Origin of the sequence: Pseudomonas sp. CFII68 (assembly GCF_000416195.1) — a bacterium.
Lineage (GTDB): Bacteria > Pseudomonadota > Gammaproteobacteria > Pseudomonadales > Pseudomonadaceae > Aquipseudomonas > Aquipseudomonas kilonensis.
This window is the reverse complement of sequence record NZ_ATLN01000083.1, coordinates 1-16,352: the sequence shown is the minus strand read 5'-3', so window position 1 is coordinate 16,352 and position 16,352 is coordinate 1. Positions and strand designations below refer to the sequence as shown.

Sequence of the window (16,352 nt, the reverse complement as noted above, 5' to 3'; positions counted from 1 at the left end):
TGGCGCCGCCACTGGCATCCAGGGTCGGCAGGCGCGCCGCGTTGGCGGCGTAGGCGGCGGCACTGGCCTGATGCACCCGGGCGCTGGCGATCTGCATGTCCGGGCTATCGCGCAGGGCTTCACGGATCAGGCCGTCGAGTTGCGGGTCGCCAAGGCTTTTCCACCAATCGCTTTTTGGCCACGCGGCCGGCGACAGCGTGACACCGTTCAGGGATTGCCCGGCCTTGAGGCTCTGGGCCTCGAGGCTCACGCCTTCGGTCTTCAGGCCGCTGTAGCTGGCACAGCCCGCCAGGCTCATGGCCAAGACCACCAGGCTTAATCGGGTACGCAAGGTTTTACGCTTCATTTTCCCCCCATTCGCGACACGGCGATGGGATCACCGGCGGCGAGCAGAATTTTCTTGAGAATCTGTTCGAGGGTTTGCAGCTCCTCGGGGCTGATAGCGCAGGCCAACTGGTTCATGGCCTCGGCGCCGATAAACGGCAGGCGATCGGCGAGGGCCTGGCCGGCTTCGGTCAGCACCAGGCGCACTTGCCGGCGGTCCTGGGCGGAGCGTTCACGGGCCAGGAAACCTTTCTGCTCCAGGCGATCGAGCATCCGCGTCATCGAACCGCTGTCCAGGGACAGGTAACGACACAGCTCGGCCGGCGTCTCGATGCCGTACTGGGCCATGATGATCAACACCTTGAACTGCGCGGCGGTGATGCCGACGGGTTCCATGTGGGTGTCGATGATCCGGTCCTTGAGCAGCGCGGTACGGCCGAGCAGCATGCCGAGATGGCAGTTGTGAAAGTTGTCTGGGGTGAAATGCTTCATCTGACCACCGTTTGCTGCCTAGGCAGTGAATGTATGTCGAGATATTACTGCTTAGGCAGCGAATGTCAATCAAATAGTTAGCTTGCTATTCACATAAAGTGTGTGGGAGCTGGTCCTGTGGGAGCAAGGCTTGCCCGCGATAGCATCACCTCGGTTCGACTGATAGACCGAGTTGCCTATATCGCGGGCAAGCCTTGCTCCCACAAAAGCTCAGCTCCCACAGGGGGTTGGGGGAAGGGTTAGAAATCGCGCTTGTAGAAGATGTCCAACGAGCTGGCGACGCCGCTCGCGGCTTCGAGGTAGACCTTCTTGCTGAGCTTGTAGCGCAGGGCGATGGTGTTGGCCGGTTCGAACACACCAACGCCGTAGCGCAGGCTGAGTTTTTCCGACAGGTTGCCGCTGGCGACCACGCTGGTGGCATTGCCGCTGCCTTGGGTGTCGAGCTGGAAATCCTCGATCCCCAGGTTATTGGCCAGGCTGGTGGTCACCCCCGAGCTGCCCATCAACCCCAGGCCCAGCGCCGCCTGGGCGAGCATGTTGTTGTCCTCGCCGGTGGTGCTCAGCGGCCGGCCAAGCACCAGGTAGGACAATGCCTGCTCCTGGCTCATGGCCGGTTCCGAGAAGATTTGCGTGGCCGGTTGCTCGGCGCTGCCGCTCAAGCGGATGCCGGCGATCACGTCGTCGGTCTGGCGGATCGCTTCGATGTCCAGGTAGGGCTGGTCGATGGGCCCGGCGAACAGCAGCCGCGCCCGTCGCACCGTCAGCCGTTGCCCGTAGGCCCGATAACGACCGTCGTTGAGCCAGAGCTCGCCGCGGGTGTCCATGTTGTCGCCGATGTGAACCTGGCCCTGCACGTTGGCGGTCAGGCCGAAACCCGAGAACGCGAGTTTGTCCTGGCCGACGATCACGTCGATGTCCATCGCCATGGCCAGCGGCGCCTTGCCCTCTTCGGTCTGGTGGCCGACGATCACCGTGTCATCCGAGACCTTGACGGTGGACGGCGGCAGTTCGCGAATGGTGATCTCGCCTTTGGGTACCAGGACCTTGCCGGCAATGGAAAGCCGCTCACCCTGCATGGTGATGTTGAGGTCAGGCGCCACGTCGAGCACCGCATAAGGCTCGACGGTGACCGGCAATTGCGAGCCCTTGAGGGCCAGGTTCATGGTCAGGGCGTCGCCCCAGCCGATGTTGCCGTTCAAGCTGCCCTGCCCGCTCTTGCCACTTTTCCAATTGCCATTGAGCTGCACCGCTTCGCCGGTAATCATTGCCCGCATCTGCAAGGCTTCGAGGCTGACCGGCAGTTCCGGACCAGACACTTCGCCATCGCTGAGCAGCAGGTTGCCGTTGACCTGGGGCGCGAGCAAACCACCGGACAAGGTCCCGCTGCCGTTCAGGTGACCGGTGAGGGTTTCCACCATCGGCAAGAATGGCCGGGCCACGGACAAGTCCAGGCCGGTCAGGCGGAACGAGCCGCTGATGGGTTTGCTGGCCGGTATGGGGTTGATTTGTGCCTGGAGCATCAGTTCGCCGAGCCTGGCGCCGACGAAATTCAGGTCGATGTCGATGCGCTTGGGGGTCAGGCGGCTATTGAGCGTCAGGGTCTGGTACGGGAAGTCCAGCCATTGCGCCTTATCGCCCTCCTTGTCCCGAATCCGTAAAGTACCGCCGCTGGCATCCACCAGGATCCGGCCATTCGGACCGCTGGCCGGCAGGTCCAGTTGCAGGTCCGCGTTGAGCCGCCCCTGCCAGGCAAAATCCTTGGGCATCCACTGGGCCAGGCTTTCGATGGGGAATTGCTTGAGGTGATAGCGCAGCTTCGGCTCCGGCATCAGTCGCTGGTCTTCACCGCACAGGCTGGCCTCACCGGAACGCCAGCAATGCGTGCCGACGTTGAGCGTGCCGTCGGCCAGGCGCTCCAGTTTCGCCGGGGCTTGCAGACGCCAGGCTTGACCGCCGGCCTGCACGTCGCCGCTGGCCAGGCGCCCACGCCAATTGCCCTGGTCGAGCGCGCCATCGAGGGCCAGGGTCGTGTCGAGCTGCGGCCCTTGCAGGTCCAGGTTGAGCTTCTGCTGTTTGATATCACCCTGGCCGCTGACCGTCAGCACGCCCAGTGACGTTTCGCCGACGCGGATGCCGCTGGCCTTGAGGTCGAGCTTGCCGCGCTGGGCGCTGTCGAGGGTCGAGTCCAGGTTCAGGCTTTGCAGACGGTTATCCTGGAAGGCCAGTTGCGTGCCTTGCAGACCGAGCTTGCCTTGGGGGGCCTTGAGCGTGCCGGCCACGTCGACACGGCCGACGACTTGGCCGCGCAATTGCGGCCAGAGCTGAGCCAGGCGTGCGAGCTTGATGTCGATCTGGCCGGTCAGCTTCTCTTGCAGGCTGGCACTGCCGTTGATGCGGTTATCCCCCAGGCGAATGTCCAGCGCGCTGAGCTTCCACTGCTCGCCGGCGCCGCTGGCCTTGGCCTGGAACAGCACTGGCTGGCCACGCAGTTTGCCCTTGAGGTCCAGGTCCGCGTCGAGATCGAGGCGGTCGTTCTTCATCATCCCTTTGCTGCGCAACGGCCCGGCCAGGGTTCCAGGCAATTCGCCAAGCCAATACGCCGGGTTGATGGCCGACAGTTGCAGCGCCGTGTCCCAGGCAATGCCCTCGGCAAATTGCAGGCTCAGGTGCCCTTCGGCCTTGCCCTGCCCCGCCGCGAGCTTGAGCTGCGGCAGATGGATTTGCGTCAGGTCGCCACTGAACGGGCTGTCCAGGCTGAAAGCCCCGGCAGGTCCGTCCAGCGCAGCCTGGAAGTTGCCCAGGTATTGGCCATCGGTGTAGGAGACTTCGCCGTCGAAGCGGCGCAGCGTCACCTGCGGCTCGTCGATCAGCGGATAGAGGCGATGCCAGGGGAAATCCAGCCAGGCAACTTTCGCCTCGGCGCTCAGGCCCTCGCGCCAGTCCACTTGCCCGCTGAGTTTCAGGCTTTGCTGATTGCCGGCGTCCAGATCCAGGCCGGCGATCCGGGCGCCATTGGCGTCCACGGTGCCTTGCAGCAACAACGCCACCGGCCCTTTTTCGGCGGGCAGCGTCGCCTTGCCGAGCAGTTGATAGCCGTTTTTCAGATCGCCTTCGCCGGTCAACTCCAGCTGATTGAGCAACAACGTGTCGGGCAGATCGGCACTGGCCTTGAAGCCGTCGGCGCTGATGCGCACCTTGGCGGGCAGGTTGTCCGCGAGCGGTTGCAGTTCACCGCTCAACTGGCCTTGCAGGTAACCGCTGCTGTCGGCCTTGAGGTTGAGGGTCTTGAGCAGGTTGCCGTCGACTTTCAGGTCCAGCGCCCAGGGCGTGGCGCCCGGCGCCGGCAAGGTCAACCGGCCCTCGGCGTTCAACGGCCAGTCGCCGCCCGGTTTCAGCAGGCCGGAGAGTTTCAGGCTCAGCTCATCGCGCTGCAATTGCACCGAATCGATCCGCATGCCCTCGGCGGTCCAATGGGCAACCAATTGCAGCCCCTTGAGCTGCTCGCTGCCGTTGAACGACAGGCTGCCGACCTGCACATCGCCCAGTTCGATGGCGAGCGGCAAGTCCAGGTCCGGCAAGCTGATCGGGCCGCTGCTCGGCTCATCGGCAGAGGCTGGCAATTGCAAGGCGACCTGGTCGGCCTTGAGCTGTTCGATGCACAGGGTCATGCGGGCCAGGCACAGCGGCGACCAGGCGAATATCAGCCGATCCACCTCCACCCGACTGGCGTCCTGCTGCCACAGCAGGTGATCGGCGCTCCACTGTCCACCCAGCCGGCCCTGAAAATTCTCCACGGTCAGCCCCGGCACCAGGCCGAGGGCCCAGCGGCTGCCGAATGCCGTGCCCAGCACCACGCTCAAGGCCAGCACGACCGCCACCAGCACCCCGGCGAGCGCCAGCAGCGTTAACTTCAAAGCACGCGTCACAGCTCAGGCCCCATGGAAAAGTGCAAGCGGATGCCACCGTCGTCGTCCATCGCATGGGCCAGGTCGAGGCGGATCGGGCCCACCGGCGAAACCCAGCGCACGCCGACGCCCACGCCGGTCTTGAGGCTCGGCAATTCGAGGCTGTTAAACGAGTTGCCCTGGTCGATGAACGTCGCCACCCGCCATTTTTCCGCGATGGAATATTGATACTCGAGGCTGCCAGCGACCATGTAACGACCACCGATACGGTCGCCCTCGGCGTTCTCCGGTGACAGACTCTGGTAGTCATAGCCCCGCACGCTCTGGTCGCCACCGGCAAAAAAGCGCAGGGACGGCGGGATGGATTTGTAGCCATTGGTGGCGCTGCCACCGATCTGCGCCCGCGCCAGCAAGCGATGCTTGTCGAACACCGTGGTCAGGCCCTTGACCATGGCGGTGCCGTATAAAAGGTTGTTGTCCGAAGCCAGCCCTTCCTTGGCGACCTTGGTGTCGAACTGCAAACGGTAGCCGTTGTGCGGATCGATGCGGTTGTCGCTGCGCAGGTAGGAATAGCTCACGCCCGGCATCAGCAGCGTACTCAGGCCCGCATCGTCGCCGAGGCGGTACTCCTCGCGCTGCCATTTGAGCGACACCACCCGCTGCCAGCCGCTGGGCAACTTGCTGTGCCATTCCGGGCCCACGGTGAGCAGTTTGCTGAGGCTGTCGGTGCCGGCCAGTTCTTCATATTGATAACCGCCGGCGTAGCGCATCTTGTCGGTCAGCGGCGGGTCCAGTGGCACGTCGTACCACAGGCCGACGTTCTGCCGGGGCGCCGACACTTCCGCTTCCCAGCCATAGCTGTGGCCCTGGGGGTTGACCCAGTGGCGCGTCCAGTTGGCTTTGGCCCTGGGCCCGACGTCGGTGGAAAACCCCAGGCCCAGACCCATGGTGCGCGGCTTGCGCGTTTCGAGCTTGACCGCCACCGGGATCACGTTATCGGTGGCGGCGGTGGGCGCGGCATCCACGCGCACGCCTTCGAAATAGCCGCTCGATTGCAGGGCCTGATTGAGCTCTGCAATGAGTTCGGAGTCGTACGCCGTGCCGGCCTTGAACGGCACCATGCGCTGCAACAGATCTTCGTCGAACGGCGTGTTGCCCTCAAAACTCACCGGACCCAAGGCATAGCGCGGGCCGCTGTCGTAAATCAGTTCGATGTCGGCGATGCCCGCCTGGGGGTCAACCGACAGCTTCTGCCGGGTGAAGCGCCCGCTGAAAAAACCATAGCGCGAGGCCTGGTTCTGGATGATCCGCTTGGCGTCTTCGTAACGGCCATGGTTGAGCACCGCGCCGGGCTTGAGGGCGGCGTTGCTGGGTACGCGAAAGGCTTTGAGCGATGCTGCGGGGCCGTCGATGCGCACGGTGACGTTGCGCAAATGCACAGGCTCGCCGGGGTCGATGGTCAGCACCAGGCGTGGGTCCTTGCCGCCCTTGACCTCACTGTCGATCTGCGGCTGGTAGTAGCCCAGCGCCTGGGCGGCCTTGCGCGCCTGCTCCTCGGCGCCACGGCTGAAGCGCAGCAAGGCCTCCTCGTCACGATCACCCACACCGCCGATGTAACCTTCTACGTTGGCCTTGAGTTCATCGTTGGACGGCTTGACCCGTACTTCCAATTCACTGTTTGCCAGCGCCGCGCAGCTGAGGGACAGCAAGAGCGCGCCACTGGTCATTCTTCCTGAGAGGTTCATGGCGCGGATGCTATCACGAGCGTAGGTGCCTGATAGAGCCGGACATTTCGCAAAAGTTCGACCGATTATGCCGTTGCGCTTTGCAGAACCTGCGGGTTGGCGTGGAAGAACACATGCTCGCGGATCGGTCCTACCGCCACTTCGCCGATTTCCTCGTAACCCTGGCGTTTATAAAACTCAAGGTAACGCGGGTTGCCGGTGTCCAGCACCACGCCTTGGGAATGCTCGTCCGCCGCGCACCAGTTATGCACCGCCTCAAGCAACTGTTCGCCGAAATGCTTGCCCTGAAACTGTGGGTGTACCCCCAGCAGCGGCAATACATGGACCGCATCCGACGGCAGGCAGGCCAGCACTGCCGCGTGGTATTCCAGGTAGCGCCGGGTGCAACGAAAACCGGTGCTCAAGACCATGCGCAGGCGCCAGGCCCAGCTTTCGGTGATGCCCAGGCGCCGCTGCGGCGGAGCGATCAGGGCGATGCCGATCAGGCGGTCGTTGACCAGCAAGCCGATGGCCGGCAAATCCTGGAGAAAATGCTGCTTGACCAGCTCACGCACCGTGGCCCGTACCCGCTGTTCATAACCGGGACGCTCGGATTCGAACAGGTAGCTGAAGGTCGGCTCGTGGCGATAGGCCTGGTACAGCAACGAACGGGCTTCACGGGAATAACCGCTGTCGAGCATATGGATGTCGGCGATGGCGGTTGCAGTTTCGGGCATGGCGTTGGATCTCCTGGGGCGAGGCTCGGTGAGGCCCTGCTCTTATTGAGTACGAACCCGATAGGGTCGTGATCGTTCCTACATGCAAAGGACATTAGCAGTGCATTTGTCCTACTGCCACGCTGGCCGTGTTCCGACATGTCAGCTAGCATCGCAGTTTTGCCAGGACAGCCGACCATGAAGATCGTCTCCTTCAACATCAACGGGCTGCGCGCCCGCCCCCATCAGTTGGCGGCGCTGATCGAGAAGCACCAGCCGGACGTGATCGGGCTGCAGGAAACCAAGGTCCACGACGAACAATTTCCCCTGGCCGAGGTGCAGGCCCTGGGCTACCACGTGCATTACCACGGGCAAAAGGGCCATTACGGCGTCGCCCTGCTCTCGCGCCAGGCGCCACTGAGCCTGTACAAGGGCTTCGAGGGCGACGACGAGGACGCCCAGCGGCGCTTCATCTGGGGCACCTTCGCCGATGCCAACGGCGTGCCGGTGACCATCATGAACGGTTATTTCCCACAAGGTGAAAGCCGCGACCACCCGACCAAATTCCCGGCCAAGGAACGTTTCTACAGCGATTTGCAGCAATTGCTGGAAAGCCGCTTCAGCAACGACCAGCCGGTGGTGGTAATGGGCGACGTGAACATTTCTCCGGAAGACTGCGACATCGGCATCGGCCCGGACAACATGAAGCGCTGGCTGAAAACCGGCAAATGCAGCTTCCTGCCGGAAGAACGCGAATGGATGGCCCGCCTGAAGAACTGGGGCCTGGTGGACAGCTTCCGTCACCTGAACCCGGACGTCACCGACCGCTTCAGTTGGTTCGACTACCGCAGCCGCGGTTTCGAGGACGAGCCCAAGCGCGGCCTGCGCATCGACCTGATCCTCACCTCCCATGGCCTGCTGCCACGGGTCAAGGACGCCGGCGTGGACTACGAACTGCGGGGCATGGAAAAACCGTCGGACCATGCGCCGATCTGGCTGCAGTTGAGCTGACTGGCGCACACAAAACCCCTGTGGGAGCAAAGCTTGCTCGCGATGAACGATGACACGGTCTTGCAGTTGAACCGTGCCGCCTGCATCGCGAGCAAGCTTTGCTCCCACAGAAATTTTCTGATTGTGCTACCCATTACCCTGCCGCGCCTGACAAGTAGCAACCCTGTCACCTTTCAGTAACCTGACTGACTTAATCTTCCGGCACTTCCTCGGGTTCAGCAGGTACCGGCATGCGGCTGCGCGTTGTCTTTTTCATCGGCCTCTGGCTGCCGTTCATGGCATCGGCCGGCAGTTTGCCCATTCCCGAACAGGGCCCGGCCCTGCGCCTCCAAGGTTCCAACACCATCGGCGCGGCGCTCGGGCCGGCCCTGGTCAGGGGGTTGATGGAAGATCAGGGGCTGCTCAGGGTCAGCAGCGAAATCACCGGTCACGACAACGAGCAGCGCATCGTCGGCCAGACCGTCGACGGCCGGCGGGTGGAAGTGGACATCGCGGCCCACGGCTCCAGCACCGGATTCGCCGCCCTCAAGCAGGGCAACGCCGACCTGGCCGCCTCTTCGCGACCGATCAAGGACAGCGAGCTGAAGGAACTGTCGTCCCTGGGCGACCTGAAAAGTCCCACCGCCGAGCAGGTCATCGCCATTGATGGCCTGGCGATTATTCTTCATCCGCAGAACCCGTTGCGTCAGCTCGATACCGTGCAACTGGCGCGGATATTCAGTGGCGAGGTGAAAACCTGGGAGGCCGTGGGCGGCGTCGGTGGGCCGATTCATCTTTTTGCCCGCGATGAACAGTCCGGCACCTACGATACCTTCAAGGAACTGGTCCTCGGCCGACAGGGCAAACGGCTGGATCCTTCAGCACGGCGCTTCGAATCCAGCGAACAGTTGTCCGACGCTGTCAGCCAGGACCCGCAAGGCATCGGCTTCATCGGTTTGCCCTATGTGCGCCAGGCCAAGGCACTGGCGATTGTCGACGGGGATTCCCAACCCATGCTGCCGCTCAACCACCTGATCGCCACCGAGGACTACCCGCTTTCCCGGCGCCTGTTCTTCTACTTGCCACCCTGGGGAACCAACCCGTGGGCCGAGGCGCTGGTGGCGTTCACCCAAAGCGACAAAGGCCAGGCCATCGTCGCCGCCAACGGGTTTATCGCCCAGACCGTCCAGGCCATGGCCGTCACGCCGAATGCGTTGATGCCCGAGGGTTACCAGGCCCTGAGCCGCCACGCCCAACGCTTGACCGTGAATTTCCGCTTCGAAGAAGGCAGCGCCAGCCTGGACAACAAGGCCCATCAAGACCTGGGCCGCGTGCTCGACTATATAAAGCAGCATGGCAAAACCGATCGACGCGTGACGCTGGTGGGTTTTGGCGACGCCAAGGACGACCCGGCGCGGGCCGACCTTCTGTCCAAACTGCGGGCCATGGCGGTGCGGCGTGAACTGGTCAAATACGGTGTGGCACTGCGAGAGGTACGAGGGTTCGGTGCATTGATGCCCGTGGCGGCCAACAGCGAGGATGAAGGGCGGGTCAGGAATCGGCGAGTTGAGGTTTGGGTTTACTGAACCTGGTCAAACGGCGCAACACAAATCCCTGTGGGAGCAAAGCTTGCTCGCGATGCAGGCACCTCGGTTCGCCAGGAGACCGCGTCATCTTCATCGCGGGCAAGCCTTGCTCCCACAGCGGGACGGTGCGACGTTTCGCTGAATTCCCTCACCACAAAAACCTGGATGTTTATCACATTAGCCCCGGGGTAGGACCAAGCCACATCGTCTTGCGCCATTGCCTACAACTACGCCAGAATCCGCCGGCTTGTGCGCCTTGGGGCCAGGGCTTTATCGTTTCCGGGTCGCTGACGAATCAGCGATCGGGTTTGGTAGCCCGGGTAAAACTAAGGCGCACGGCTCCGGCATATTTATTATGGCGGCTGTGCGCGGGGCGCCCTTGGGCGCGCTGGGTTTGCCTTGGTACCCGGTCTACCAACCTGCGTATAGCCGCCACCTAATGTTTGGTAGCAAAAGGTTGCGGCTCCAATTACCAAGGAGTTTCAATCCATGTTCAAGCCAACACCGAACCCACCGGATACTGATCCATCATCAAAAGCGTTCGACAAAGCCGCCGACCGCATCCTCGATTCCTACCTCAAGCCCAAACCCAGCAAACCCGAGGCCGATCCCGGCCAACTGTTCACCGTCGCCCCTGGCGTCGACACCGAAATCCTACTCGCCAACCTCAGCGAAAACCTGGCCTCGGCCAACGCCATGCTCAGCGACCTGGCCTTCGACCTGGAAGGCTCAAGGCGCCACATTGTCCTGGGCATCCACCAATTGATCGAATTGAGTGGACAGCTGGCAAACCGAGCGCTGGACAACGTCGAAGCGCGCTAGTCGACTCACCACATGGAACTGGCCTCTTTAGAACATCTCCAGAGGCCAACGCGAACCCTGCTTTGTGGCGAGGGGATTCATTGTGGGAGCAAAGCTTGCTCGCGATGCAGGCGCCTCGGTTCCCCAGGAGACCGCGTCGTCTTCATCGCGGGCAAGCCTTGCTCCCACATTCGATCCTTAAAGAACGGGCAGCGCTTTACCGCCCAGCCAACTCCATGATCATCCGCGACAACAGATAAATCCTTGGCACCACACTTTCGACTTCGGCGTATTCCTCCGGCGTATGGATGTTGCCACCGACAATGCCGAAACCATCCAACGTCGGCGTACCGACCCCGGCCGACAGGCTGGCATCCGCCGCTCCACCGCTGCCTTCTTCCGTCAGTTTGCGCCCCAGTTCGCCATAGATGCCTTGGGCCATGGCCATCAACCGGTCCGACTCCGCCGTCTGCGGCATCGGTGGCAGGCCGCGCTTGAGGCTGGTGGTGACTTCAGTGTCGGCGATCAGCTTGTCCTGTGACACCCGGGCCAGGTCTTTTTCGATGCGGTCGAACTCTTCCGGCACCGCCGCCCGCACATCCGCCTTGGCGCTCGCCTGGTCGGGGATCACGTTGGTCCGGTCGCCGGCCTTGATCACCGTGAAGTTGATGGTGGTTTTCTTTTCCGCGTCGCCGAGCTTGCCCAGTTGCAGAATCTGGTGCGCGGCTTCCATCGCCGCATTGCGCCCCAGTTCCGGCGCGACACCGGCGTGGGACGCCTTGCCCTTGACCTCCACCAGCGCCGTGGCACTGCCCTTGCGCCACACCACCAAACCATCGGCCGGGCGACCCGGCTCGAGGTTGAGGGTCACGTCATGGGCCTTGGCGGTTTTCTTGATCAGGTCGGTGGCGGCGTCCGAACCGGTTTCTTCGCTGGCGTCGAGCAGGAAGGTGATTTGCGCATAATTCTTGAAGTCGAGGTTCTTGAGGACTTTCAAAGCGTAGATCCCGGCGACGATGCCGCCCTTGTCATCCATCACCCCCGGCCCATAGGCCCGGCCATCCTTGATGTGGAAGGGACGCTCGGCGGCCGAGCCTTCCTTGAATACCGTGTCCATGTGGGCCATCAGCAGGATCTTGGCCTTGCCGGTACCCTTGAGGGTCGCCAGGATGTGCTGGGTGCCGTCCGAGTTAGGCACCTTTTCAATGGTGGCGCCCAACTTCGTCAATTCATCGATCGCAATATCACCGACCTGGGTCAGCCCCGGCACATAGCCTGAGCCAGAGTCGATATTCACCAACCGTTCGAGCAGTTTCAGGGCCTCGCCCTTGTACTGTTCGGCGTCGTTCAAGACTTGTTGATGGGGCTGCGCGAGAGCAACGGGGGCGAAGGCGCCGAGGGCCAGGCTCAGGCCAAGACTGACGGCCAGACGGGAGCGAAGAGCGGTCATCATCATGATTTCATCCTTGTTCCGTATCGAAAGAGTGCCATAGGCACCCTACCCGACAATGGGCCAAGGCTCTAGACCGCAGGTGGCCACCTCAAGGGGAAATGACCGAGGCCTCCAACGCCTGCCGATGCCGGTAACATGTGACCCGGTTGCGCCCGCCGGTCTTGGCCTCGTAAAGCGCCTGGTCGGCATCATTGAGCCAATGGGTCGCATCGCCATAAGCCGGGTTGAAGGCCGCCAGGCCAATGCTCAGGCTCACCTTCAGCGCCGGGTTCTGTTCATAGCTGAGCGTCGCAAAACGCTCGCGCAACCCGTCCATGGCCTGCACGGCATTGTGAAGCGTCAGGTCCGGCAGAATCACACAGAACTCGTCCCCGCCATAACGCCCGACCACATCGGCGGCGCGCAGGTTCTGCTTGAGCATCTTGCCAAGCTGGCGCAACACGATGTCGCCGGCGACATGGCCATAGGTGTCATTGATGGCCTTGAAGTGATCGATGTCGATCAGTGCAATCGCGCCGCGCCCTGCCCCGTCATTGGGGTGACGCTGGCAGCGCTGGAACTCCTCGTCGAGGCGATCTTTCCAGGCGCCATGGTTAAGCAAGCCGGTCAGGCTGTCGGTGCGACTCAGGGCCAACAACTCGCGCTTTTGCCGGCCCAGGATGTAGGCCTGGCGATAGCAGAACCAACCCAGCGCCATTGGGTACAGGCACAGCAACGGCAAACACGCATAGATCTGCGCCGGGCTGGTCATGGGCACGCTGGTCAGCGGAAAGATCAGCACACCCACGATGATGCCCGTCACTTGGGCCAGCACCCCGATAAGCAGGAAACGCAGGCCGCCGATGGCAACGTTGTTCATCGCCATCATCGCCAGCGTGACGGCCGTGGGCAGCGGGTTGAACTGCATCGCCACGACCCAGAAGCCACCGAGCACCGCATCGATCAGTAAATTGAGGTGTTCGACGTAGTACGGCCTCGAACAATGCCGGCCCCACCAGTAGGCCAAATGTGGCCAGAGCAGGCCGTTGAACAGCATGAACCCCCAGACCCACGGCGCCGGTTCGAGGGGAAAGACGGCAACACTCACCAACAGCAACCCCAGCGTCAGGCCCAGAATGCGCGATATATAAAGCCTCCTGGCCAGCGTCCGTCCCTTTTTTCCCGTTTTTTGCATAAGAACCTCTGCACCGCGGGTTTCCCAAGTCATTGGGACGGGGGGTAGCTTGGAGTCTATCAGGGCAGCATCAAATAGCCACCATTGAATGAAGGGGTATTTATTCTCCTTCAAATGTCGGGCACTGCCGCGGATCTTGGCTATACATGAGTCATCCGGCGGCTGTCATAGCAAGTAGCAAAGCAAATGCGCCATGTCATCGCGATGTGCTCGGGTTTCAGCTTCACTTAACGGTATCTGACCCGTCGGCTCAGACTGGCCGATCACATTCTGTCCTGACCCATGGAGGGCAAAACATGCTGGTGTTGTGGGTAGTCCTTGCCGTGTTTATCGCCTGGAGTTGGTTGACGTATCCAGGCATCGGCCATGTGCTGTACGACATGGGCATGGCGCTGGAGGCACGTCTCTACCGGTTGCACAAGATCACCGTCCCCATCAGCGAGATGACCGTATCGACCTGGCAAGGTGGGCCCTATGAAGCGTCCGGCAGCATCCTGATGCTGCATGGCTACAGCGCCGACAAGAATCTCTGGCTGCGCTTTGCCCGGCATTTTGTCGGCGACTACCGGGTGGTGGTGCCCGATCTGGCCGGCCATGGCGAAACCGGCTTCAAGGCCGGCGGCGGCTATGACATCCCGACCCAGGCCCGGCGGGTGATCGAATTGCTCGACGCCTGTGGCCTGGACAAGGTCCACGTGATCGGCAATTCCATGGGCGGTTACCTCGCCGCATGGCTGGCGGCCACGTCGCCCGAGCGCGTGCTGACCCTGGCGCTGATCGATCCGGCCGGCGTCACTGCCCCCGAAGCCAGCGACATGGAACGCCACCTGGCCGCCGGGCATAACCCGTTCCTCGTCGACTCGCGGGACGATTTCGCGCCGTTCTACGCAATGACCATGGCCTCCCCGCCCTGGGTGCCCAGCGTGGTGCTGGCGGCAATGGCCGAACGTTACGAACGGCGCCGCGATGAACTGGCGGAGATCTTCGTCGATTTTCGCGCCAGCCCGCCGATGGAACCGCGCCTGGCCGACATCAGCGCCCCGTCGCTGCTACTCTGGGGACGCAAGGACCGGCTGATCGACGTCAGCAGCGTGCCGGTGTGGAGCAAGGGCATCGCCGATTTGCGGGTGGAAATCTGGGACGGTATCGGCCACATGCCCATGGTCGAACGACCGGGGAAAACCGCGGCGCTGTACCGGGAATTTCTCAAGGGGTTGGGGCAGTGACCGTCATGCAAGGAATCTCCCTGTGCGGGGCTCCGTAGGAGCTGCCGCAGGCTGCGATCTTTTGATCTTGATCTATAGGGTCTTTCGCTCAAGACTCAATCGCCAGGGGAAAGATCGCAGCCTCGTTACACTCGTCAGCTCCTACAGGGTATCGACTTCATGAACATCCTCTACGACGAACACCTCGACGGCCCCTTGCCCAAGGTGGACAAACAAGCCCTGCTTCACACCTTGCAGACACAGATTCCAGACCTGGACATCCTGCACCGCGAGGAAGACCTCAAGCCCTATGAATGCGATGGCCTGTCGGCCTACCGCACCACGCCCCTGCTGGTGGTATTGCCCAGGCGCGTCGAGCAGGTGCAGGCGCTGCTCACGCTCTGCCATGGACAGAATGTGCCGGTGGTCGCCAGGGGCGCCGGGACCGGTCTGTCCGGCGGCGCCCTGCCCCTGGAAAGTGGCGTGTTGCTGGTGATGGCGCGGTTCAACCAGATCCTGCACATCGACCCCGACGCCCGCACCGCGCGGCTTCAGCCCGGTGTACGCAACCTGGCGATCTCCCAGGCGGCGGCACCGTTCGGGCTGTATTACGCACCAGATCCCTCGTCGCAGATCGCCTGTTCCATCGGCGGCAATGTCGCGGAAAACGCCGGCGGCGTGCACTGCCTCAAGTACGGCCTGACGGTGCATAACCTGTTGAAACTGGAAATCCTCACCGTCGAAGGCGAACGCCTGACCCTGGGCAGCGAAGCCCTGGATTCGCCGGGCCTGGACCTGCTGGCACTGTTCACCGGTTCCGAAGGTTTGCTGGGGGTGATCACCGAAGTGACGGTCAAACTGCTGCCCCGGCCCCAGGTCGCCAAGGTGCTGCTGGCCAGTTTCGATTCGGTGGACAAGGCCGGGCGAGCGGTGGCCGACATCATCGCCGCCGGGATCATCCCCGGCGGCCTGGAAATGATGGACAACCTGGCGATCCGCGCCGCCGAGGACTTCATCCACGCCGGCTATCCCGTGGAAGCCGAAGCGATCCTGCTGTGTGAACTGGACGGGGTCGAGGCCGATGTCCATGACGATTGCGAACGGGTCCGCCAGGTGTTGGAGCAGGCCGGTGCCACCGAGGTGCGCCAGGCGCGGGACGAGGCCGAACGGCTGCGCTTCTGGGCCGGGCGCAAGAACGCCTTCCCGGCGGTGGGTCGCCTGGCGCCGGATTATTACTGCATGGACGGCACCATCCCGCGACGCGCCTTGCCCGAGGTGCTGCAGCGCATCGCCAGCCTCGGTGTCGAGCATGGCCTGCGCGTCGCCAACGTCTTTCACGCCGGTGACGGCAACATGCACCCGCTGATCCTGTTCGATGCCAACCAGCCCGGCGAACTGGAGCGCGCCGAAACCCTGGGCGGGAAAATCCTCGAACTGTGTGTCCAGGTGGGCGGCAGCATCACTGGCGAACACGGTGTGGGCCGGGAAAAAATCAATCAGATGTGCACGCAATTCAACAGCGACGAACTGAACCTATTCCACGCGGTAAAAGCAGCGTTCGATCCCCAAGGCCTGCTCAACCCCGGCAAGAACATCCCGACCCTGCACCGCTGCGCTGAATTCGGTGCCATGCACATCCATGGCGGGCAACTGCCGTTTCCCGAACTGGAGCGTTTCTGATGAGCCGCGAAGCCGACCAGGACGCCAGCGACCTGCTGCTCGAACAGGTCAATCGCGCCCGGGCCAACGCCACGCCGCTGCGTATCCAGGGTTCGAACAGCAAGGCCTTCCTGGGGCGCGAAGTGGCCGGCGAAGTGCTGGACACCCGCGTGCATCGTGGCATCGTCCACTACGACCCCACCGAACTGGTCATCACGGCCCGGGCCGGCACTCCGCTGCGGGAACTGCTTGCCGCCCTCGACGCCGCCGGCCAGCGGCTGCCCTGCGAACCACCAGCATTTGGCGACGACGCCACGGTCGGC

Annotated in this window: 13 protein-coding genes; 6 read left to right on the top strand and 7 right to left on the bottom strand. The window is 62.8% G+C overall.

From position 1 onward, the window contains the following. From CFII68_RS13765 to CFII68_RS13785, 5 genes are all read right to left on the bottom strand, one after another. A partial coding sequence (locus CFII68_RS13765; RefSeq protein WP_018607097.1) for a TolC family protein occupies positions 1 to 346 on the bottom strand: 346 nt, incomplete at its 3' end. After that, positions 343 to 816, bottom strand: coding sequence for a MarR family winged helix-turn-helix transcriptional regulator (locus CFII68_RS13770; protein WP_018607095.1), 474 nt, complete (start codon positions 814 to 816; stop codon positions 343 to 345). The genes CFII68_RS13770 and CFII68_RS13765, both read right to left, overlap by 4 nt. Before the next feature lie 239 nt (positions 817 to 1,055). Next, entirely contained in the window at positions 1,056 to 4,742 is a 3,687-nt protein-coding gene (locus CFII68_RS13775; RefSeq protein ID WP_018607093.1) for a translocation/assembly module TamB domain-containing protein, read from the bottom strand. Beyond that, positions 4,739 to 6,466 (bottom strand): autotransporter assembly complex family protein, encoded by a 1,728-nt coding sequence (locus CFII68_RS13780; protein WP_033062640.1) that lies wholly within the window; start codon positions 6,464 to 6,466, stop codon positions 4,739 to 4,741. The genes CFII68_RS13775 and CFII68_RS13780 overlap by 4 nt, the downstream gene beginning before the upstream one ends. Positions 6,467 to 6,531: 65 nt before the next feature. Further along, positions 6,532 to 7,182, bottom strand: a complete 651-nt coding sequence (locus CFII68_RS13785; protein ID WP_018607088.1) for an N-acetyltransferase — start codon at positions 7,180 to 7,182, stop codon at positions 6,532 to 6,534. Positions 7,183 to 7,359: 177 nt separating this feature from the next. Here CFII68_RS13785 and xthA point away from each other — a divergent pair, with 177 nt between their 5' ends. The 3 genes from xthA to CFII68_RS13800 all read left to right on the top strand — a co-directional run bounded on the left by xthA (position 7,360) and on the right by CFII68_RS13800 (position 10,559). Then, entirely contained in the window at positions 7,360 to 8,172 is an 813-nt protein-coding gene (gene xthA, locus CFII68_RS13790; RefSeq protein ID WP_003203684.1) for an exodeoxyribonuclease III, read from the top strand. Between the two features lie 230 nt (positions 8,173 to 8,402). Then, positions 8,403 to 9,737, top strand: a complete 1,335-nt coding sequence (locus CFII68_RS13795; RefSeq protein ID WP_018607085.1) for a substrate-binding domain-containing protein — start codon at positions 8,403 to 8,405, stop codon at positions 9,735 to 9,737. Positions 9,738 to 10,226: 489 nt separating this feature from the next. Further along, positions 10,227 to 10,559, top strand: a complete 333-nt coding sequence (locus CFII68_RS13800; protein ID WP_018607083.1) for a DUF6124 family protein — start codon at positions 10,227 to 10,229, stop codon at positions 10,557 to 10,559. Between the two features lie 196 nt (positions 10,560 to 10,755). On the opposite strand, the gene CFII68_RS13805 is transcribed toward CFII68_RS13800, so the two are convergent. Together CFII68_RS13805 and CFII68_RS13810 are read right to left on the bottom strand one after the other, a co-directional pair. Beyond that, complete coding sequence (locus CFII68_RS13805) at positions 10,756 to 11,994, bottom strand: M20/M25/M40 family metallo-hydrolase (protein WP_018607081.1); 1,239 nt, start codon at positions 11,992 to 11,994, stop codon at positions 10,756 to 10,758. 85 nt (positions 11,995 to 12,079) lie between these two features. After that, positions 12,080 to 13,165 carry a diguanylate cyclase gene (locus CFII68_RS13810; RefSeq protein WP_033062639.1) on the bottom strand — a complete coding sequence of 362 codons (1,086 nt, stop codon included), beginning with the start codon at positions 13,163 to 13,165 and terminating at the stop codon, positions 12,080 to 12,082. A gap of 296 nt (positions 13,166 to 13,461) precedes the next feature. On the opposite strand from CFII68_RS13810, the gene CFII68_RS13815 reads away from it, so the two are divergent. The 3 genes from CFII68_RS13815 to CFII68_RS13825 form a co-directional block, all read left to right on the top strand. Beyond that, positions 13,462 to 14,391, top strand: coding sequence for an alpha/beta fold hydrolase (locus tag CFII68_RS13815; protein ID WP_018607077.1), 930 nt, complete (start codon positions 13,462 to 13,464; stop codon positions 14,389 to 14,391). 159 nt (positions 14,392 to 14,550) lie between these two features. Continuing rightward, the gene (glcD, locus tag CFII68_RS13820) at positions 14,551 to 16,050 is read left to right on the top strand and encodes a glycolate oxidase subunit GlcD (RefSeq protein WP_018607075.1); all 1,500 of its coding nucleotides are present in this window, start codon (positions 14,551 to 14,553) and stop codon (positions 16,048 to 16,050) included. Then, a partial coding sequence (locus tag CFII68_RS13825) for an FAD-binding protein (RefSeq protein ID WP_018607073.1) occupies positions 16,050 to 16,352 on the top strand: 303 nt, incomplete at its 3' end. The genes glcD and CFII68_RS13825, both read left to right, overlap by 1 nt.

Coding starts and splice junctions, on each gene's coding strand:
- CFII68_RS13770 (WP_018607095.1), bottom strand. CDS start 816: ATGAAGCATTTCACCCCAGACAACTTTCACAACTGCCATCTCGGCATG.
- CFII68_RS13780 (WP_033062640.1), bottom strand. CDS start 6,466: ATGAACCTCTCAGGAAGAATGACCAGTGGCGCGCTCTTGCTGTCCCTC.
- CFII68_RS13785 (WP_018607088.1), bottom strand. CDS start 7,182: ATGCCCGAAACTGCAACCGCCATCGCCGACATCCATATGCTCGACAGC.
- xthA (WP_003203684.1), top strand. CDS start 7,360: ATGAAGATCGTCTCCTTCAACATCAACGGGCTGCGCGCCCGCCCCCAT.
- CFII68_RS13795 (WP_018607085.1), top strand. CDS start 8,403: ATGCGGCTGCGCGTTGTCTTTTTCATCGGCCTCTGGCTGCCGTTCATG.
- CFII68_RS13800 (WP_018607083.1), top strand. CDS start 10,227: ATGTTCAAGCCAACACCGAACCCACCGGATACTGATCCATCATCAAAA.
- CFII68_RS13805 (WP_018607081.1), bottom strand. CDS start 11,994: ATGATGATGACCGCTCTTCGCTCCCGTCTGGCCGTCAGTCTTGGCCTG.
- CFII68_RS13810 (WP_033062639.1), bottom strand. CDS start 13,165: ATGCAAAAAACGGGAAAAAAGGGACGGACGCTGGCCAGGAGGCTTTAT.
- CFII68_RS13815 (WP_018607077.1), top strand. CDS start 13,462: ATGCTGGTGTTGTGGGTAGTCCTTGCCGTGTTTATCGCCTGGAGTTGG.
- glcD (WP_018607075.1), top strand. CDS start 14,551: ATGAACATCCTCTACGACGAACACCTCGACGGCCCCTTGCCCAAGGTG.